Origin of the sequence: Actinomadura luzonensis (assembly GCF_022664455.2) — a bacterium.
Classification (GTDB): domain Bacteria; phylum Actinomycetota; class Actinomycetes; order Streptosporangiales; family Streptosporangiaceae; genus Nonomuraea; species Nonomuraea luzonensis.
Genome location: NZ_JAKRKC020000001.1, coordinates 6,153,639 through 6,168,986 on the forward strand (window position 1 = coordinate 6,153,639; position 15,348 = coordinate 6,168,986).

Here is a 15,348-nt window from a genome sequence, read left to right on the forward strand (position 1 = left end):
AGTCCTCATGCCGTTACCCGCCCGCGCGGAGCCCGTCGCCCGCGTCGTCCTCGTCCTCATCGGCCTCATCACCACGCTGCCGGCCGCCGCACTCGTCAACGCCGGCGTGCTCGACTGGAACTACGGCGTGGCCGACCCCTCCCCCACCACGCTCGCCCTGCTCCAGCACCGGGGCATGTTGCAGCTCCTGCTCGGGGCCGCGCTCGTCTGGGCCGGCCTGCACCCGCCGGTCCGGTTCGCGGCGGCGGTGGCGGCGGTGGCGGGCAAGTCGACGTTCCTGGCGCTGATGCTGCCGGACGCGGCGATCCGGGCGGACCTGTCGCCCTTGAGCGTCTGGTTCGACCTCACCTGCGTCGTCGTGCTGGGGGCGTTCGCCGCCTACCTCGGCGTCCGCCGTCTCACGGGTGGGCTTGCCACTGAGCGTTAGATTGGGAGCATGTCCCTGACCCTCGACTTCGTCAGCACGATCAGGGCCCAGCGTTCCGGGTTGACCGACCAGCTGGCCGACGTCGCCGGCCTGACCGCCTGGGCCCGCGAGCACGCCGCCGCTCTCGATCTCGATCCCGCCTTCAGCGCCACGGAGGAGCTGCGCGCCGAGGCCGTGCGCCTGCGGCAGGCCGTGCGCGCGCTGTTCGCCAGGGCGGTCGCGCCCGGCCCGCCGAGCCGGGCGGACGCGGCCGACCTGCCGGGCTTCGCGGAGTCGCTGGCGCTGGTCAACGCCCGCGCCCTGGCCGTGCCCCGGGCGCCGCAGCTCTCCTGGGACGGCGAGCCGTCCCTCGCCTCGGTGACCGCCGCGCCTGCCGAGCCGGCCGTCCGGCTGCTCGGCGCCCTCGCCACGGCGGCGGTCGAGTTCCTGGCCGGGCCCGAGCGGGAGTTGCTGCGCACCTGCCAGGCCCCGCGCTGCGTGCTCTATTACGTCAAGGAGCACCCGCGCCAGGAGTGGTGCTCGACGTCCTGCGGCAACCGCGCCCGCGCCGCCCGCCACTACCGGGAGCACAAGAAGTGACCCAAATCTAACGCCAAAGCACCAGATTTGCCGTTATATTGCTTCTAACGGCCAATCGGTCGTGCAACCGTTAGACAAGAGGTGCTGCATGTCGTTCAAGACCGGTCACATCGGGCTCAACGTCACCGATCTCGACAAGTCCAAGGAGTTCTACCAGCGCGTCTTCGGCTTCACCCTGGCGGGCGAGTCGGACCACGAAGGACGCCGGTACGCCTTCCTCGCCCAGGACGGCACCCTGGTGCTGACCCTCTGGCAGCAGAGCGAGGGCCGCTTCACCGCCGGGCTGCCGGGGCTGCACCACCTGTCGTTCCAGGTGGCCGACCTCGCGGCGGTGCGCGCGGCCGAGACGGTGCTCAGGGAGATCGGCGCGCGGCTCCACCACGACGGCGTGGTGCCGCACCGCGAGGGCTCCTCCTCGGGCGGCGTCTTCTTCGACGACCCCGACGGCATCCGCCTGGAGATCTTCGCGCCGGACGCCGCCGGCGACCGGCCCGCCCCCACCGCCGGGGCCCCGACCTGCGGGTTCTTCTAAATGGGCCGGCGGCATCCCGGCGAGGTCGCCGTGCAGCGGCGGGCGGGGGTGCGGGCCGGGGACCACGGCAGCTCGCGCGCCCGCCCGGAGATCCCGGAGGTCGCGGCCGGCTTCCTGCGCGGCCAGGACATGCTGGTGGCGGGCGCGGCCGACGACGCCGGCCGCCTGTGGGCCGGTCTGCTGACCGGCCCCGCCGGCTTCGCCGACCCCGTGGACGACCGCACGATCGTCGTCGGGGCCCTGCCCGCGCCTCCCGACCCCCTGCACGGCCTCTTCGAGACCGAACGCGACCTCGGCCTGCTCGCCATCGAGCCGGCCACCCGCCGGCGGATGCGGGTGAACGGCGTCGCGGTGCGGGCGGGCTCGTCCCTGGTGGTGCGGACGGAGCAGGTCTACTCGAACTGCCCCAAGTACATCCAGACCCGCGAGCCCACCGCGAGCCCCGGAGCCGCCCCGGCCCTCGCCGGCCGCGGCACCACGCTCACCGACCGGCTACGGACGTGGATCGCCACGGCCGACACGTTCTTCGTCGCCACCGGCGTCGAAGGGCTCGGCACGGACGCCTCCCACCGCGGCGGCAACCCCGGCTTCGTGCGGGTGACCGGGCCGGCGTCGCTGACGTTCCCGGACTACGTGGGCAACGGCATGTTCATGACGCTCGGGAACCTGGAGCTGAACCCGGCCGCCGGGCTGCTCTTCCTGGACTGGGAGCACGGGGAGACGCTGCACCTGACCGGGCGGGCCGAGGTGTCGTGGGACCCCGGCGGGGTGCCGGGGGCGCAGCGGCTCGTGCACTTCACGCTGACGGAGTACGTGCACGCCACCGGGGTCGCGGCCGCCGGCTGGACCCCGCCCGGGTACCACCGGTTCAACCCACCGGCCGGCTGACCCCGGCCGGTCGTGCCGCTCAGGGGGCGGGCGCGGCGAACCGCACACCACGACCGCGCCCGCCCTCTGCTCGGTCATCCGCTTCCTGGTCCTTGATCTGGTTCCGCGCGAGCAACGCCGCCAGCGCCTCGCCCTCCTCCGCGACGCCGGCTCGTTCGCCGCGGGACAGCTCGCGCAGCGGGGTGACGACCACGGCGCCGCCGTCGACGTGCCAGGTCGCGGCCACCCGGCCGTCCACCAGCACCATGCGCGCCCCGGTGACCGACAGCCCGCGATGCTCGTCCGGGATGATCCGGCCGCGATCGTGGTAGCCGAGGATCGCGTTGTCGAACGCGGGCAGGAACCGCACCGGAGCGGGGACCCCGGGATCGGGGCGCGGCGCGTCCGGCAGGTCCAGCAGCACCCGGCCCCGCTCGTCCCGGAAGGTCACCAGCTCGTCCCGCATCGCCGTCACGGCGGCCGGCAACCCGGCGAGACCGCTCCAGGCCCGGACGTCGGCCACGGCGGCGGGCCCGAACGCCGCCAGGTACCGCCGCACGAGCGCCCGTCCGGTCTGATCGTCCCCCTCGGGACCGGGGTGGCGGTCGAGGTCGCGCCCCAGCCACGCCGACATCAGCACGTTCCGCACGCCCGCCCTCGCCCGCCAGAGCCGCCGCGCCGGGACCGGCGGGCTCCTCGAACGGCCACCGATCGACCACCTCGCGCACCAGCTCGCTCATCGAGCGCGCCTCGCCGTCCGCCATCACGGCCCGCCCGAGCCCCGCCAGCGCGTCCAGGTCCAGCCCGGCCAGCTCGTGACGGTAGGTGCCCAGCACCCGCTGCCGCAACATGCGTCCGCACCACCCGCCGCCCCGTGAGCAGCGCCGAGAGCGCCGCCGGGTCGAAGGCCCGCAACCGCGACCAGAGCCCGACGAACGGCTCCTGCGGCTCCTGCGCCTGCAACCCGCACAGGTGCGCGACGGCGTCGAGCACGGGCAGATCCGCGCGGTCGAGCAGCAGCTGCCGCGCCAACGTCGCCCGGTTCAGCGCCCGCCCGTCCAGAACCCCGGCCATCTCTCGGCCCTCCCATCCGTTCGTCCCGAATGCGCACCAGATCGGCCCCCACGGCGACCGCTCACTTCGACGACGGCCGCCACCAAGGGCGATCGGTCAGGAGGCGCCGTCCGCGCTCGCGGCGACGTCCACGACCCAGGTGACGCCGAAGCGGTCCTTGAGCATCCCGTAGAGGGGCGCCCACTGCGCGGGACCGAGCGGGTGGACGGCGTCGTCCGGCCTCGCCCGGCACTCACGCTCGCAGGCGAAGCGGCCAGGTTGTGTCCCCTTCTCCCACGCCTTTTTCGGAGACCACCAGAACAAGCCCGGCCGCCATCAGTCGGCGAGCCGCTTCTCGAACCAGTGGTGCGCGTACCGCTCCTCATTGAACGGCGGCACCTCCCGGTACCCCGCCGACCGGTACAGCGCGATCGCCTCGGTGAGCGCCCGGTGCGTCTCCAGCCGGACGAGGCCCAGGCCGTTGTCCGCCGCCCGGCGTTCCGCCTCGGCCAGCAGGCGGCGGCCGAGCCCGAGGCCGCGCGTGTCCTGATCCACCCACATGCGCTTGAGCTGGGCCGCCCCCGCATCCGCGTGGAACTTGATCGCCACGCAGCCCACCGGCTCGGCGCGCAGCGAGGCGACCAGCAACATCCCGGCCGGCGGACGCAGCTCGTGCTCGTCGGCCGAGAGGCTGCGGGCCGGGTCGAAACCCTCCTCGAACCGGCGGGACAACTCGGCGAAGTACGTCTGCACGCAGTGGCGGGCCTGCGGATGGCGGGGGTCGCGCACGTCGATCGTGACGGTCGAGGCGAGCAGCAGGCGCTCGACCTCGGCCATGGCGGACACCAGGCGCTCGCGCTGCCGGGGGGAGAGCGGTTCGAGCATGGCCGCGGCCGCGTCGTCGGCCAGGTGGTCGAGCTCCCGTCGTTCGGCCAGGCCGGTCGCCGTGAGGCGGGCCGTGCGGACGCGTCCGTCCGAGCCGTCGCTGTCGCCGTCGTCCACGACGATCAGCCCGTCCGCCTCCAGCGACCGCAGCAGCCGGCTGAGATAGCCGGAGTCGAGTTCGAGCCGGGCCCGCAGGGCGCGCACCTCGCTGCCGTCCGCACCGATCTCCCACAGCAGCCGCGCCTGCCCCAGCGGCCGGTCCCGGGCCAGGAACCGGTCGTTGAGCGCCCCGATGCGCTGCGTCACCGTCCGCTGGAACCGGCGTACCCGCCCGATCGCCACCATGTCCATTCTCTGACCATAGTCAGATAATTCACCTCACACCAGAGGCCTACGACAAGGCGTCCGCCACGGGCACCGTGCTGTAGTCCTCACCCACCACCGGCCGGATGTCCTCCCACGGCACCCAGCGCGCCTGCCCCTCGTGCTCCACGCCGCCGCTGGTGGGCGTGGCCTGCGGCGGCCACAACAGATATCCCCATCGCACCCCTGCGGCGTCATCGCCCCAGGCGAGCAGATATCGCGCCGCACCGGCGCGGAGCACGATCGGCGGCCGCCACAGCTCCGGAAGTTCCTCGGGCTTGAGATCCATGCCTCTATTATACGAACACGAGTTCGATCTTTCTAGGACCGCGCGAAGAAGGCACGCGATGCGGCGGCGACGCGGGCGGCGGCTCCGCGCTCATCGATGGGCGCCTCATGCCCGACCCCGGAGAAGGTGATCCGTTGAGTCTGCGCCAGCGTCGCTTGCAGGGCGTCGAGCGCCCGGTGCAACGGCGGAGGCGTCTTGCCGCCCTCCATGAGCAGGGTCTGCGCCGTGAGGGCGGCGAAACCCTTACTGGTGGACATCTCCTGAAAGATCTGCACATCCATCCGCTGCAAGGGGATGAGCTCGGACAAGGGCTGCTCGTCCGGCCGAGCGGGCTTCGCCTGTCGTCTCAGGTACATGTCGATCAGGGGCACGAGCAGCCGGCGCGGGACGAGGTCGGTCGTCCGGTTGGCCCGCACTCCCTTGCTGAACGTGACCATGGCCGCCGCCAGCCGGCCCTGGTCGAGTTCGCGTTCGAAGCGGGGTATCCAGGACATCGAGAAGGCGCCGTACATGCTGAGCGCCGGCTCGTAGACAGCGATCTTGTCGATCGCGGGTAGCGCCAGGGACGCCTGAAGCGCGATGAGCCCGCCCGAGCTGTGACCGAACAACAGGCGCGCGCCGGTAGCCGCGACCAGCGCCTCGACGTCCTCGCACTCCCTGGCCATGCGGTAGTCGGGACCGGGCGGCCCGCTGCGCCCACGCCCGCGCCGATCGGGGACGTAGACCGTGAAAGCGCGCGAAAGCTCCCGGGCCAGCTCCATGTAGTGCTGAGCGGCCAGATAGCCGCCGCTCAGCAGGATCAACGCAGGCCCGTCGCTCCCGAGCTTGCGATAACCGATGACCGTGCCGTCCGCCGAAGTCACCGATCCCGGGGTGTAGGCCGCGCCCGTCTCCATCGAGGCTCCTTAGCGTTGCTAATGCGCTCTGCGCGCACCGTAACTTAGCAACGCTAAGCCGGTCAAGACGCTCCAACCGGGTTCAGGTGATTGTGGTGGGGCGCCGGGCGGAGGCGTGGGCGCGGTCAGATGTCGTCCGGGAGGGTGGTCATGCGGTTGAGGACGGGGACCAGGTGTTCCTCCTCGTGGTCCAGGTGGGCCTCGAGTTCCCGGGACAGCCGGTGCACCTCGTCCGTCACCGCTCCTCCCTCGTCCAGGAGGACGCGGATGCGGTTGAGGAGGCGGGCCACCACCTGGTGCTCGGCGCGGAGGCGGGTCAGGACCTCGGCGAGTCCGGGGTGTTCGGCGGCCAGGTGCGGGAACAGGGTGTTGTCCTCGCCCTCGTGGTGGGCGTGCAGGGCGTCGCAGAACGCCAGGCAGTGCGTCCGCAGGTCAAGGGCGGGTGGCAGCCCCGAGGGCGGGGCGGCAGGCGGGGTGGACGCCAGCGCGGCGCGCAGCGCGGCGAGGTCGCGGCGGAAGGTGTCGTGGAGCTTGACGAGTTCGTCGCCCCAGGCGACAAGGCGCTGATCACCGGTCATGCGAGGCGGACCTTTCCGTGTACGGCGGCGAAGACGGCGGCGAGCAGGGCCGCGACGGCGGCGAGGACGAAGGCCCAGCCGGGGCCGCCCGACGCCAGGACGACCGCCCCCACCACCCCCGCCAGGCTGCTGCCGAGCACTCTGACCAGGGCGTTCACGCCGCCGGCCGCCGCGGTCCTGGCCGGTTCGACGTGTTCGACGGCCATGGTGCCGAGCGCGGCGTAGCCGAGCCCGACGCCGAGACCGAGCACCGCCGTGGCGCCGTACAGGAGCGGGCCGCCGGCGGGCAGGGCCGCGAGCCACAGCGCGGCCACCGTCACCAGCGCCGCGCCGCCCGCGACCAGCGCGGCCGGGGTGAAGCGCCGCATCAGCGGGCCGGCGAGCACCGAGACCGCGAGCATCAGGAGCGTCGTGGGCAGCAGGTACAGCCCCACCTGCAGCACCGACGCGCCGAGCGTGCCCTGCGCGTACGCCGAGACCGTCGTGATCGCGGCGAACAGCGCGAACCCGATCAGGAACGAGGCGACCGTCGCCCCCACGGTCCCGGGGTGCAGGAGCATCGGGATCTCGATCAACGGGGACGTGGCCCGGCGCGCGGTCGCCACCCAGCACACCGCCACGACGACGGCACAGGCCAGCAGGCCGAGCGTCACCGGTGACGTCCAGCCCCACTCGGGGCCCTTGCTGAGGGCGAGCAGCAGGCAGACGAGCCAGCCCGGCACCAGCACGGCGCCGAGCAGGTCCAGCCGCTCTCGACGGCTCGCGGCGGGCGCCGGCCGGGCGGTGTCGTCCCGTTCCCCGCGACCTCCGGCGGGGGACGGGCGAGCGCTCTCCTCCTGCGAGCCGGCCGGGGATCGCCGGCCGCCGGTCTCGCGTACCAAGGTCGCGACCAGCGCGAGCGCCACCGCCGCCAGCCCCGCGAGGATCCAGAACACGGCCCGCCGGTCCCCGTCCACCAGCCCGGCGACGATCATTCCGCCTCCGCTGCCGACCCCGATCGTGGCGCTCAGCACCCCGATCGCCGACGGCAGCCGGGACGCCGGCAACGCCTGCCGGACCAGCCCGATCGCCAGCGGCAGCAGCGGCGCGGCGAGCCCCTGGAGCACGCGCCCGGCGATGAGCGGGGCCAGGGCGTCCGCGACCGCGCTCAGCACCGACCCTGCCGTCAGCAGGGCGAGGGCGACCAGGGACACCGGCCGCCGCCCGTACAGGTCGCCGAGGCGCGACAGCAGCGGGATGGCGACCGCGCCGGACAGCAGCCCGGCGGTGAGGGTCCAGGAGACGGAGGCGGGCGAGGCGGCGAGGTCGCGGGCCAGGCGGGGCAGCAGCGGCACGACGACGGTCATCTGAAGAGTGCCGACGGCGACGCCGTACGCCAGCGCGCCCACGGCCGGCCACGTCTGCGGCGAGTTTCTATACATGTATAAAAAGTAACATGGCAGGATGCCAGCGCGCACCGGCCGACCGCCGAGGATCTCCAGGGCCGACATCGTGGCCGCCGCCCACCGCGTCATCGCCGCCGACGGCGTCGAGGGCCTGACCATGCGCCGCCTGGCCCGCGAGGTCGGCAGCACGCCCATGGCGCTCTACCACCACGTACGCGACAAGGAGGAGCTGCTGCTGCTCCTCCTCGACGACTACGCGGCGAGCCGGCCCCGCCCGGCCGAGGAGGAGCTGCCCGCCGAGCCGCGCGAGCGCGTGGTCGCGGTGGCCACCGCCATGCGGGAGACGTTGTCCGGCTGCCCGTGGGTGGTGGACGTGCTCCGCGCCGACGACCTGCTGTCCGTCGGCGGGCTCTGGTACCCGGAGAAGATCGTGGACGCGGCCCTGGCGGCGGGGCTGCCGCTGGAGCAGGCGGTCTCGGCGTACCGGATCATCTGGCACTACACGGCCGGCGAGATCGCCGGCCGGGCGGCGGCGGCCCGGCGGCGGGCCCAAGGGGGGAGCACGTACCGGGAGCGGGTGTTCGCCGGGCTGGACGCGGCCGAGTTCCCCCGGCTGGCCGAGGTCGGGCGGCGCTGGGAGGAGCTGACCGCGCAGGACACCTACGACCGGGGGCTGCGGGCCCTCGTCACGGGCCTGCTCTGAAGCGGCCCGACCGGACAACGGTCAGGCGGAGGCCGTCCGCACGGTGAACGCCTTGCGGTACGCCGACGGCGACGTGCGCATCGCCCGGGTGAAGTGGCGCCGGAACGTCACCGGGCTCTCGAACCCCACCGCCGCCCCGATCTCCTCGACCGGCACCCCCGTGGACTCCAGCATCGGCAGGCTGGCCGCCACCCGTTGCGCGATCACCCATCGCAGCGGGCTGGTGCCGGTCTGCCGCCGGAAGTGCCGGATGAACGAGCGCTCCGACATGGTGGCGACCCCGGCCAGGTCGGCCACGGTGATGGGCCGAGCCAGGTGCTCCAGGGCCCAGGCCATGGCCCGCGCCACCGCGTCGTCGTCGCCGACCGGCGTCACGGCGGCCTCGATGAACTGGGCCTGCCCGCCCTCCCGGTGCGGCGGCACGACGAGGCGGCGGGCGACGGTGTTGGCCACGCTCGGGCCGTGGTCGGTGCGGACCAGGTGGATCAGCAGGTCGAGCCCGGCGGCGCTGCCGGCGCTGGTGAGCACGTCGCCGTCGTCCACGTACAGGACCGAGGGGTTGACCCGCGCGGCGGGGAAACGTTCCTGGAGCAGGGCGGCGTAGCGCCAGTGCGTCGTGACCGGGCGGCCGTCGAGCAGCCCGGCGGCGGCCAGCGCGAAGGCGCCGGAGCAGATCGAGACCAGCCGCGCGCCGCGCGCGTGCGCCCGCCGCAGCGCCGCGACGAGGGCGGGCGAGACGGGCCCGCGCACGTCCGCCACGCCGGGGACGATCACGGTGGCGGCCTCGGCCAGCACGTCGAGCCCGTGCTCGGCGCGCATGGTGAAACCGCCGACCACGCGCAGCGGCTCGGCCGTCTCCGCGCACACCGCGAGGTCGTACCAGGGGACGTCGAGCTCGGGCCGGGGCAGCCCGAACAGCTCCACCACGCAGCCCAACTCGAACGGCGCCATGCCGTCGAAGGCCAGCACGGCGACCCGGTGCGGCCGGGCCGGTTCGGGAAGGAGCATGAGCGCATGTTAGCCGGGCCCCTCCAGCGGCAGAGGAGGTATATGCATATTTCGGCGGTACAGACGGTTTTGCCGGATCACCGCTACGAGCAGGCGGAGATCACCGAGGCGTTCGCCCGCCTGACCGACTGTGACGAGGACCTCCTGCGGCACTTCCACAGCGCCACCGGCGTGACCGGCCGAAGCCTGGCGCTGCCCCTGGAGGACTACGCCAAGCTCGACTCCTTCCACCGCGCCAACGACGCCTACGTGGACGTCGCGCTCGACCTCAGCGAGCAGGCCCTGCGGGGCGCGCTCGACCAGGCGGGCGTGGAGCCGGAGAAGGTCGACCACCTGCTGTTCTGCTCGACCACCGGCCTCGCCACGCCCTCGCTGGACGCGCGGCTGGCCAAGCGGGTGGGGCTGCGGCCGGACGTCAAGCGGGTGCCGGTGTTCGGGCTCGGCTGCGCGGCGGGCGCGTCCGGTCTGTCCCGCCTGTACGACTACCTGCGCGGCTGGCCCGACCACGTCGCGGCGCTGGTGTGCGTCGAGCTGTGCTCGCTGACCATCCAGCGGGACGACACCTCGATCGCCAACCTGGTGGCGAGCGGCCTGTTCGGCGACGGCGCGGGAGCCGTCGTGGCGACCGGGCGCGGCCGGGGGCCGGAGGTGGTGGCCACCCGCAGCCGGCTGTACCCCGGCACCGAGCACCTGATGGGCTGGGAGGTCGGCGACCACGGCTTCCGCATCGTGCTCGACGCCGACCTGACCGACTTCGTGGAGCAGGTGCTGGCGGGCGACATCAGGAGCTTCCTCGCCGACTACGGCCTGACCCCCGACCAGGTGGGCACCTGGATCTGCCACCCCGGCGGCCCCAAGGTGATCGAGAAGATCGTGGAGACGCTGGACCTGGCGCCCCAGGCGGTCGAGGTGACCTGGCGGTCGCTGCGCGAGCACGGCAACCTGTCCTCGGTGTCGGTGCTCAACGTGCTCCAGCGGACGCGCGGCCGGCCGGGCTCCCCCGCCGTGCTGATGGCGCTGGGGCCGGGCTTCTCCGCCGAGCTGCTCCTGCTGCACTGGTGAGCGCGTACCTGGTGCTGATCGGGCTGGTCGTCCTGGAACGGCTGGCCGAGCTGGCCGTGGCCCGGCGCAACCTGGCGTGGGCCCGCGCGCGGGGCGGCGTGGAGCACGGCCGCGGCCACTACCCCTTCATCGTCGCCGCCCACGTCGCGCTGCTGGTCGCCGCGCCCGCCGAGGTGTGGCTGCTCGGCCGCCCCTTCGTCCCGGCGCTCGGCTGGCCGATGCTCGCCGTGGTGGTGCTCGCGCAGGCGCTGCGCTGGTGGTGCATCACGACGCTCGGCCGGCAGTGGAACACCCGGGTGGTCGTGGTGCCGGGGCTGCCGCTGGTGAGCGGCGGGCCGTACCGGTGGGTGCGGCACCCCAACTACGTGGCGGTCGTCGCGGAGGGCCTGGCGCTCCCGCTCGTGCACACTGCCTGGCTCACCGCGCTGGTCTTCACCGCCGCCAATGCGGTTCTTCTGATGATTCGGATCACGGTGGAGGACCGCGCGCTGGCATCCTGTAACCCATGAGAGATGAGTTGCTGCCGATGCTGCGCGAGGCCGCCCAGCGCACCGCCGACCTGGTCACCAGCATCCCCGAGGAGGAGTTCGGCCGGCCCACGCCGTGCGCGGAGTACGACGTCAAGGAACTCGTCAACCACCTGGAGTGGGGCGCCTCGCTCTTCGAGTCGGTCGCGGGCGGCGGCCCGTTCCTGCCGCCGAAGGAGTACACCGGCGACTTCCCCGAGCGGGCCGAGCGCATGCTGATCGCCTGGGACAAACCGGAGGCGTGGGAAGGGGTCAGCGAGGCCATGGGCGGCCTGCCGAGGACGGTCCTCGCCCACATGGCGCTGACCGACCTCGTCGCCCACGGCTGGGACCTGTCCAGGGCGACCGGGCGCGGCTACGAGGTGCCGGAGGAGATCGCGGCCAGGCTGCTCGGCTTCGCCAAGGACATGGCGCCGATCGGCCGGGCTCGGGGCGCGTTCGGCGAGGAGGTCGCGGTGCCGGAGGACGCCTCCACGCTGGAGCGGTTCCTCGGCATCATCGGGCGGGATCCGGCCTGGCGACCGTGATCCGTTCCAGGCCCTCGGGCCGCTTGCCGGGGTACAGGCCGGTCAGGAGCGTGCTGACGGTGTAGAGGTGCCAGGCCAGGGCGGGCTTCCTGACCACCGGGTCGGCGAACAGGGCGCGCACCTCGTCGGGGTTCACGATGGGGGCGAGCGCGTCGAGGCCGTCGAGCACCTGCCGGCGCAGCACGTCCGTGAGCACCGGCCCGGGGCTGGTGCGCCAGCTCCAGCCGCCACCGGTCCGCACCGTCGGCAGGTGGGCGGGCGGCACGCGGGTCCAGGGGAGGCGGCGCCGGGTCATCCCCTCCGCGAAGCGCCACGGCTTGCCCTCGATCGGCACGTCCCGCAGGCGGGGCGCGAACCGCAGGACGAGGTGGTAGATCACCTCCTCGGACAGCCGCCAGCCCTGGTCGAGGGCGAGCGCCGCGCGCACCACCCGGTTGTCCAGGAACGGCCGCACCGGGTCGCCGCGCCGCAGCGCCCCCGCCCGCGCGCTGGCCTGCCAGCGGCCGACCTTGTACCAGACGTACATGTGGTCCAGGGCCTCCAGCCGGTCGGCCCGCTCCTGCCAGGGGCGGGCCAGCTCGCGGGCGTGCTCGTTGGCCTCGGCGGTGAACAGCCTCTCGTCCTTGCAGAAGGTCGTGGTGACGCGGCGCAGCAGCGCCTGGTCGGTGAGGTCGGTCTGGAGGAGGTTGAGGCTGCCCGCGCGGAGCGTCTCGCCGCTCTGGCCGGACATGGTGGGCCGGCCCGAGTAGGGCAGGTAGCCGACGATCGACTCGTACGCCGAGGTCATGCCCTCGCAGGTGCGCAGCGTCTCCCAGGCCCGCTCCAGCGGGTGCTCCACCAGCACGGCGTCCTTGGCGGCCGTCTGCGGCGGGGCGATGACGGTGTGCTCCACCTTCAGCTCGGCGGCGATGCGCCGGGCGATGATCACGTCGGGGTGGGTGTCAAGCCCGTTCGTCGTCACCCGGAACGGGACCCGGGCGGCGTGCAGCAGCGCCGCCAGGACGCGGGTGTCGCGCCCGCCGGTGAGGGCCAGGTTGACCGGCTCGGCCAGGTCGCGCAGCGGCGCGACGGTGCCGAGCAGCGCGTCGGCCAGCTCGTCGAGGGCGGCCCGCTTGGCCCGGCGGCTCGCCGGGGCGGGGGCCGCCGCCGGCAGCGGGGTCTCGGTGATCGCGCGCCGGCCCTCGCGCATCTCGATCCGGGCGTTCGGCCGCAGCGCGGAGACCCCCTTGTACGGCGTCTCGTCCGACAGGAAGAACCCCTGCCGGACCATCGACTGCAGCGCCAGAACGTCGTGCTCGACGCGGTCGTGCGGCTGGGCCACCAGGTGCACGAGCAGGGCCCGGCTGCCGATCACGTGCAGGTCCGGCGTCTCGGCGTGGAAGACGGGGCAGACGCGGTTGACGGCGGTGCTCGCGCCCAGCTCGCCGTCGCGCGCCCACCAGGCGGAGAAGCAGCCGCCCACGTCGTCGCCGGGCAGCCGGGTCACGTCGGCGGGGTCGGCGAGGTGGCCGTTCAGCCCGAGGACGCGGCCGCCGTGCTCGGACAGCAGCGGCGGGAGCCGCAGGTCGTCGGGCTCGTTGCTCCACCCGAACAGGGACACGCCCCTGCCGTGCCACTCCCGGCCGCGGATGACCTCCGGAGGCACGGGGAAGGCGAGCTCGATGGCGGAACGGGCCCGGTCCAGGACACGGACGGGTATCTCGCCATGCGTCGCGGCCACACCGAGATAGACGCGCATACCGTTCACATCTATCGCATTCGCCCCAATTGTCACAACTGATCACGCGGTGGTCGCGGTTTGCGCTCGCTTACGTCACCGGCCCGGCGCGCGGCGGGTGCGCGCTCGTCGTAGGGGGCGGAGGTGGTTGAGAGATGAGAATTCGCCCGTCAGCCGTAGGCGCCGGGCTCGTCGCCGTCCTCGTGCTCGCCGGATGCGGGGGCTCCGGCGGCTCCGCGGGCAGCGCGGAGAACGCGCCCAAGTCCCTCACGTCGGACGCCCAGGCCCGGCCGCAGGCGTCGGCGAGCGCACCGGAGCAACAGGACGCGCAGCAACAGGACGAACAGGACACGACCACGGCCCAGATCTCCACGTTCGCCCTCGACGTGGACACCGCCTCGTACGGCTACGCCCGCCGCGCCCTCGGCGAGGGCCGCTGGCCCGAGCCAGGACGGATCCGCCCCGAGGAGTGGGTCAACGCCTTCCGCCAGGACTACGAGCAGCCCCCGGACGACGGGTTCGCCGTGCACGTGGACGGCGCCCTGCTGCCCGGCGGCCGCGACGAGGCCGTCCTGCGGGTCGGCCTGCAGACCCGCGCCTCCGACGCCGCCGCGCGCCGGCCCGTCAACCTCACCTTCGTCGTGGACGTCTCCGGCTCGATGGCCGAGGCCGGCCGCCTGGACCTGGTCAAGTCCGCGCTGGACACGCTGCTCGACCAGCTCGCGCCCGGCGACCAGGTCTCGATCGTGTCGTTCAGCGACCAGGCCGAGGTGCTGGCCTCGATGACCCCGCTCACCGCCCGCGGCGAGCTGAAGGCCGCCGTGGACCGCCTGGTCACCGAGGGCGGCACCAACCTGGAGTCCGGCCTGGTCACCGGCTACCAGGAGGCGTCCAAGGCGTTCCGCCCCGCCGCCACCAACCGCGTCATCCTGCTCTCCGACGGCCTCGCCAACCAGGGCGACACCCAGTGGCAGGGCATCCTCGGCCGGGTCAAGGAGTACGCGGCCCGCCAGGTCGCGCTGCTGACCGTCGGCGTCGGCCGCGAGTACGGCGACGCCCTCATGGAGCAGCTCGCCGACAACGGCGACGGCATGGCCGTGTACGTCAGCTCCCAGGAGGAGGCCGACAAGATCTTCACCACGCAGCTCACCACGACCATCGAGCTGCGCGCCCGCGACGCCAAGGCCCAGGTCGTCTTCAACCCGTCCGTCGTCAGGAGCTACCGGCTCATCGGCTACGAGAACCGCGCCCTGACCACCGAGGAGTTCCGCGACGACAGCCGCGACGGCGGCGAGATCGGCCCCGGCCACGCGGTGACCGCGCTCTACTCGCTCAAGCTCAAGCCGGGGGCGCGCGGGCAGCTCGCCCAGGCCACGGTCCGCTGGCAGGACCCCGACACCCGCGAGGCGTCCGAGGCCGGCAAGGCGCTGCAGTCCGGCGACCTGGCCGAGAACCTGTGGGCCACGGGGACGCCGGTCCGGCTGCAGGTGGACGTGCTGGTGGCGGCGTTCGCCGGGTACCTGCGGGACCGGCAGGGCTTCGGGCTGGACCTGCCGGAGCTGTCCGAGCACGCCGCCCGGCTCGCCTCCCTGGCGGAGGACCCGATGGTGAGCGAGCTGACCACGCTCATCGGCAAGGCGCGCTCGCTCGGCTGAATGGTTTGCGGCTCGGCGGCCGGGCCCAGCAAGGTGTCAGGCATGAACCACCCCGTCCTGATCACCCCGCCGGCCCGGCTCGGCGAGCGGCTTCTCCCTGACGGCCGCCGCCTCGGCCTGGCCGAATGGGGACCGGCCACCGGGGCGCCGGTCGTGCTCTGCCCGGGGGCGGGCACGAGCCGGTGGCTCGGCTTCGGCGCGGAGGTCCTGGACGAGCTCGGCGTCCGCCGCCCTCGGCCTGGACGACCTCCGGGTGGTCGGCTTCTCCCAGGGCGCGCCGTTCGCCCTGGCCTGC

General features: G+C 73.7%; 19 protein-coding genes. 9 read left to right on the forward strand and 10 right to left on the reverse strand.

All coding sequences use genetic code 11. The features are described 5' to 3' along the window. The first annotated feature begins 7 nt into the window (after positions 1–7). From MF672_RS29100 to MF672_RS29115, 4 genes are all read left to right on the forward strand, one after another. Entirely contained in the window at positions 8–427 is a 420-nt protein-coding gene (locus MF672_RS29100) for a hypothetical protein (protein ID WP_242374425.1), read from the forward strand. Between the two features lie 9 nt (positions 428–436). Beyond that, entirely contained in the window at positions 437–1,006 is a 570-nt protein-coding gene (locus tag MF672_RS29105) for a CGNR zinc finger domain-containing protein (protein WP_242374426.1), read from the forward strand. An 88-nt stretch (positions 1,007–1,094) separates the two neighbouring features. Then, positions 1,095–1,538, forward strand: coding sequence for a VOC family protein (locus MF672_RS29110; protein WP_242374427.1), 444 nt, complete (start codon positions 1,095–1,097; stop codon positions 1,536–1,538). Then, positions 1,539–2,426 (forward strand): pyridoxamine 5'-phosphate oxidase family protein, encoded by an 888-nt coding sequence (locus tag MF672_RS29115; protein WP_242374428.1) that lies wholly within the window; start codon positions 1,539–1,541, stop codon positions 2,424–2,426. A gap of 19 nt (positions 2,427–2,445) precedes the next feature. Here the strand turns inward: MF672_RS29115 and MF672_RS29120 are convergent, their stop codons facing one another. The 8 genes from MF672_RS29120 to MF672_RS29155 all read right to left on the reverse strand — a co-directional run bounded on the left by MF672_RS29120 (position 2,446) and on the right by MF672_RS29155 (position 7,890). Further along, complete coding sequence (locus MF672_RS29120; protein ID WP_242374429.1) at positions 2,446–3,054, reverse strand: DNA glycosylase AlkZ-like family protein; 609 nt, start codon at positions 3,052–3,054, stop codon at positions 2,446–2,448. After that, positions 3,039–3,479, reverse strand: coding sequence for a DNA glycosylase AlkZ-like family protein (locus MF672_RS29125; protein WP_242374430.1), 441 nt, complete (start codon positions 3,477–3,479; stop codon positions 3,039–3,041). Before MF672_RS29125 ends, MF672_RS29120 begins: the two co-directional genes overlap by 16 nt. Before the next feature lie 96 nt (positions 3,480–3,575). Continuing rightward, on the reverse strand, positions 3,576–3,782 hold the full coding sequence (locus MF672_RS29130) for a VOC family protein (RefSeq protein ID WP_242374431.1): 207 nt from the start codon (positions 3,780–3,782) through the stop codon (positions 3,576–3,578). Positions 3,783–3,794: 12 nt separating this feature from the next. Next, on the reverse strand, positions 3,795–4,694 hold the full coding sequence (locus MF672_RS29135; protein ID WP_242374432.1) for a MarR family winged helix-turn-helix transcriptional regulator: 900 nt from the start codon (positions 4,692–4,694) through the stop codon (positions 3,795–3,797). A 40-nt stretch (positions 4,695–4,734) separates the two neighbouring features. Continuing rightward, positions 4,735–4,995 (reverse strand): hypothetical protein, encoded by a 261-nt coding sequence (locus MF672_RS29140; protein ID WP_242374433.1) that lies wholly within the window; start codon positions 4,993–4,995, stop codon positions 4,735–4,737. A 32-nt stretch (positions 4,996–5,027) separates the two neighbouring features. Continuing rightward, positions 5,028–5,891, reverse strand: coding sequence for an alpha/beta hydrolase (locus tag MF672_RS29145; RefSeq protein ID WP_242374434.1), 864 nt, complete (start codon positions 5,889–5,891; stop codon positions 5,028–5,030). Between the two features lie 125 nt (positions 5,892–6,016). Beyond that, a complete protein-coding gene (locus tag MF672_RS29150; RefSeq protein WP_242374435.1) occupies positions 6,017–6,469 on the reverse strand; it encodes a hemerythrin domain-containing protein in 453 nt (150 codons plus the stop codon). Continuing rightward, entirely contained in the window at positions 6,466–7,890 is a 1,425-nt protein-coding gene (locus MF672_RS29155; protein ID WP_242374436.1) for an MFS transporter, read from the reverse strand. The genes MF672_RS29150 and MF672_RS29155 overlap by 4 nt, the downstream gene beginning before the upstream one ends. A gap of 22 nt (positions 7,891–7,912) precedes the next feature. On the opposite strand from MF672_RS29155, the gene MF672_RS29160 reads away from it, so the two are divergent. Beyond that, entirely contained in the window at positions 7,913–8,557 is a 645-nt protein-coding gene (locus tag MF672_RS29160; RefSeq protein WP_242374437.1) for a TetR/AcrR family transcriptional regulator, read from the forward strand. 21 nt (positions 8,558–8,578) lie between these two features. Here the strand turns inward: MF672_RS29160 and MF672_RS29165 are convergent, their stop codons facing one another. Next, positions 8,579–9,565, reverse strand: coding sequence for a helix-turn-helix domain-containing protein (locus MF672_RS29165; protein WP_242374438.1), 987 nt, complete (start codon positions 9,563–9,565; stop codon positions 8,579–8,581). 42 nt (positions 9,566–9,607) lie between these two features. Between MF672_RS29165 and MF672_RS29170 the strand changes: the two genes are divergently transcribed. The 3 genes from MF672_RS29170 to MF672_RS29180 are packed head-to-tail and all read left to right on the forward strand — an operon-like array spanning position 9,608 to position 11,681. After that, entirely contained in the window at positions 9,608–10,627 is a 1,020-nt protein-coding gene (locus MF672_RS29170; protein WP_242374439.1) for a type III polyketide synthase, read from the forward strand. Beyond that, positions 10,624–11,136: an isoprenylcysteine carboxyl methyltransferase family protein gene (locus MF672_RS29175; protein WP_242374440.1), complete on the forward strand. Its 513-nt coding sequence runs from the start codon at positions 10,624–10,626 to the stop codon at positions 11,134–11,136. Before MF672_RS29170 ends, MF672_RS29175 begins: the two co-directional genes overlap by 4 nt. Further along, positions 11,133–11,681, forward strand: a complete 549-nt coding sequence (locus MF672_RS29180) for a TIGR03086 family metal-binding protein (protein ID WP_242374441.1) — start codon at positions 11,133–11,135, stop codon at positions 11,679–11,681. The genes MF672_RS29175 and MF672_RS29180 overlap by 4 nt, the downstream gene beginning before the upstream one ends. Here the strand turns inward: MF672_RS29180 and MF672_RS29185 are convergent. Continuing rightward, the gene (locus MF672_RS29185) at positions 11,650–13,419 is read right to left on the reverse strand and encodes an asparagine synthase-related protein (protein WP_242374442.1); all 1,770 of its coding nucleotides are present in this window, start codon (positions 13,417–13,419) and stop codon (positions 11,650–11,652) included. The genes MF672_RS29180 and MF672_RS29185 overlap by 32 nt on opposite strands. Positions 13,420–13,553: 134 nt before the next feature. On the opposite strand from MF672_RS29185, the gene MF672_RS29190 reads away from it, so the two are divergent. Further along, positions 13,554–15,053 (forward strand): vWA domain-containing protein, encoded by a 1,500-nt coding sequence (locus tag MF672_RS29190; RefSeq protein ID WP_242374443.1) that lies wholly within the window; start codon positions 13,554–13,556, stop codon positions 15,051–15,053. Positions 15,054–15,348 lie beyond the last annotated feature (295 nt).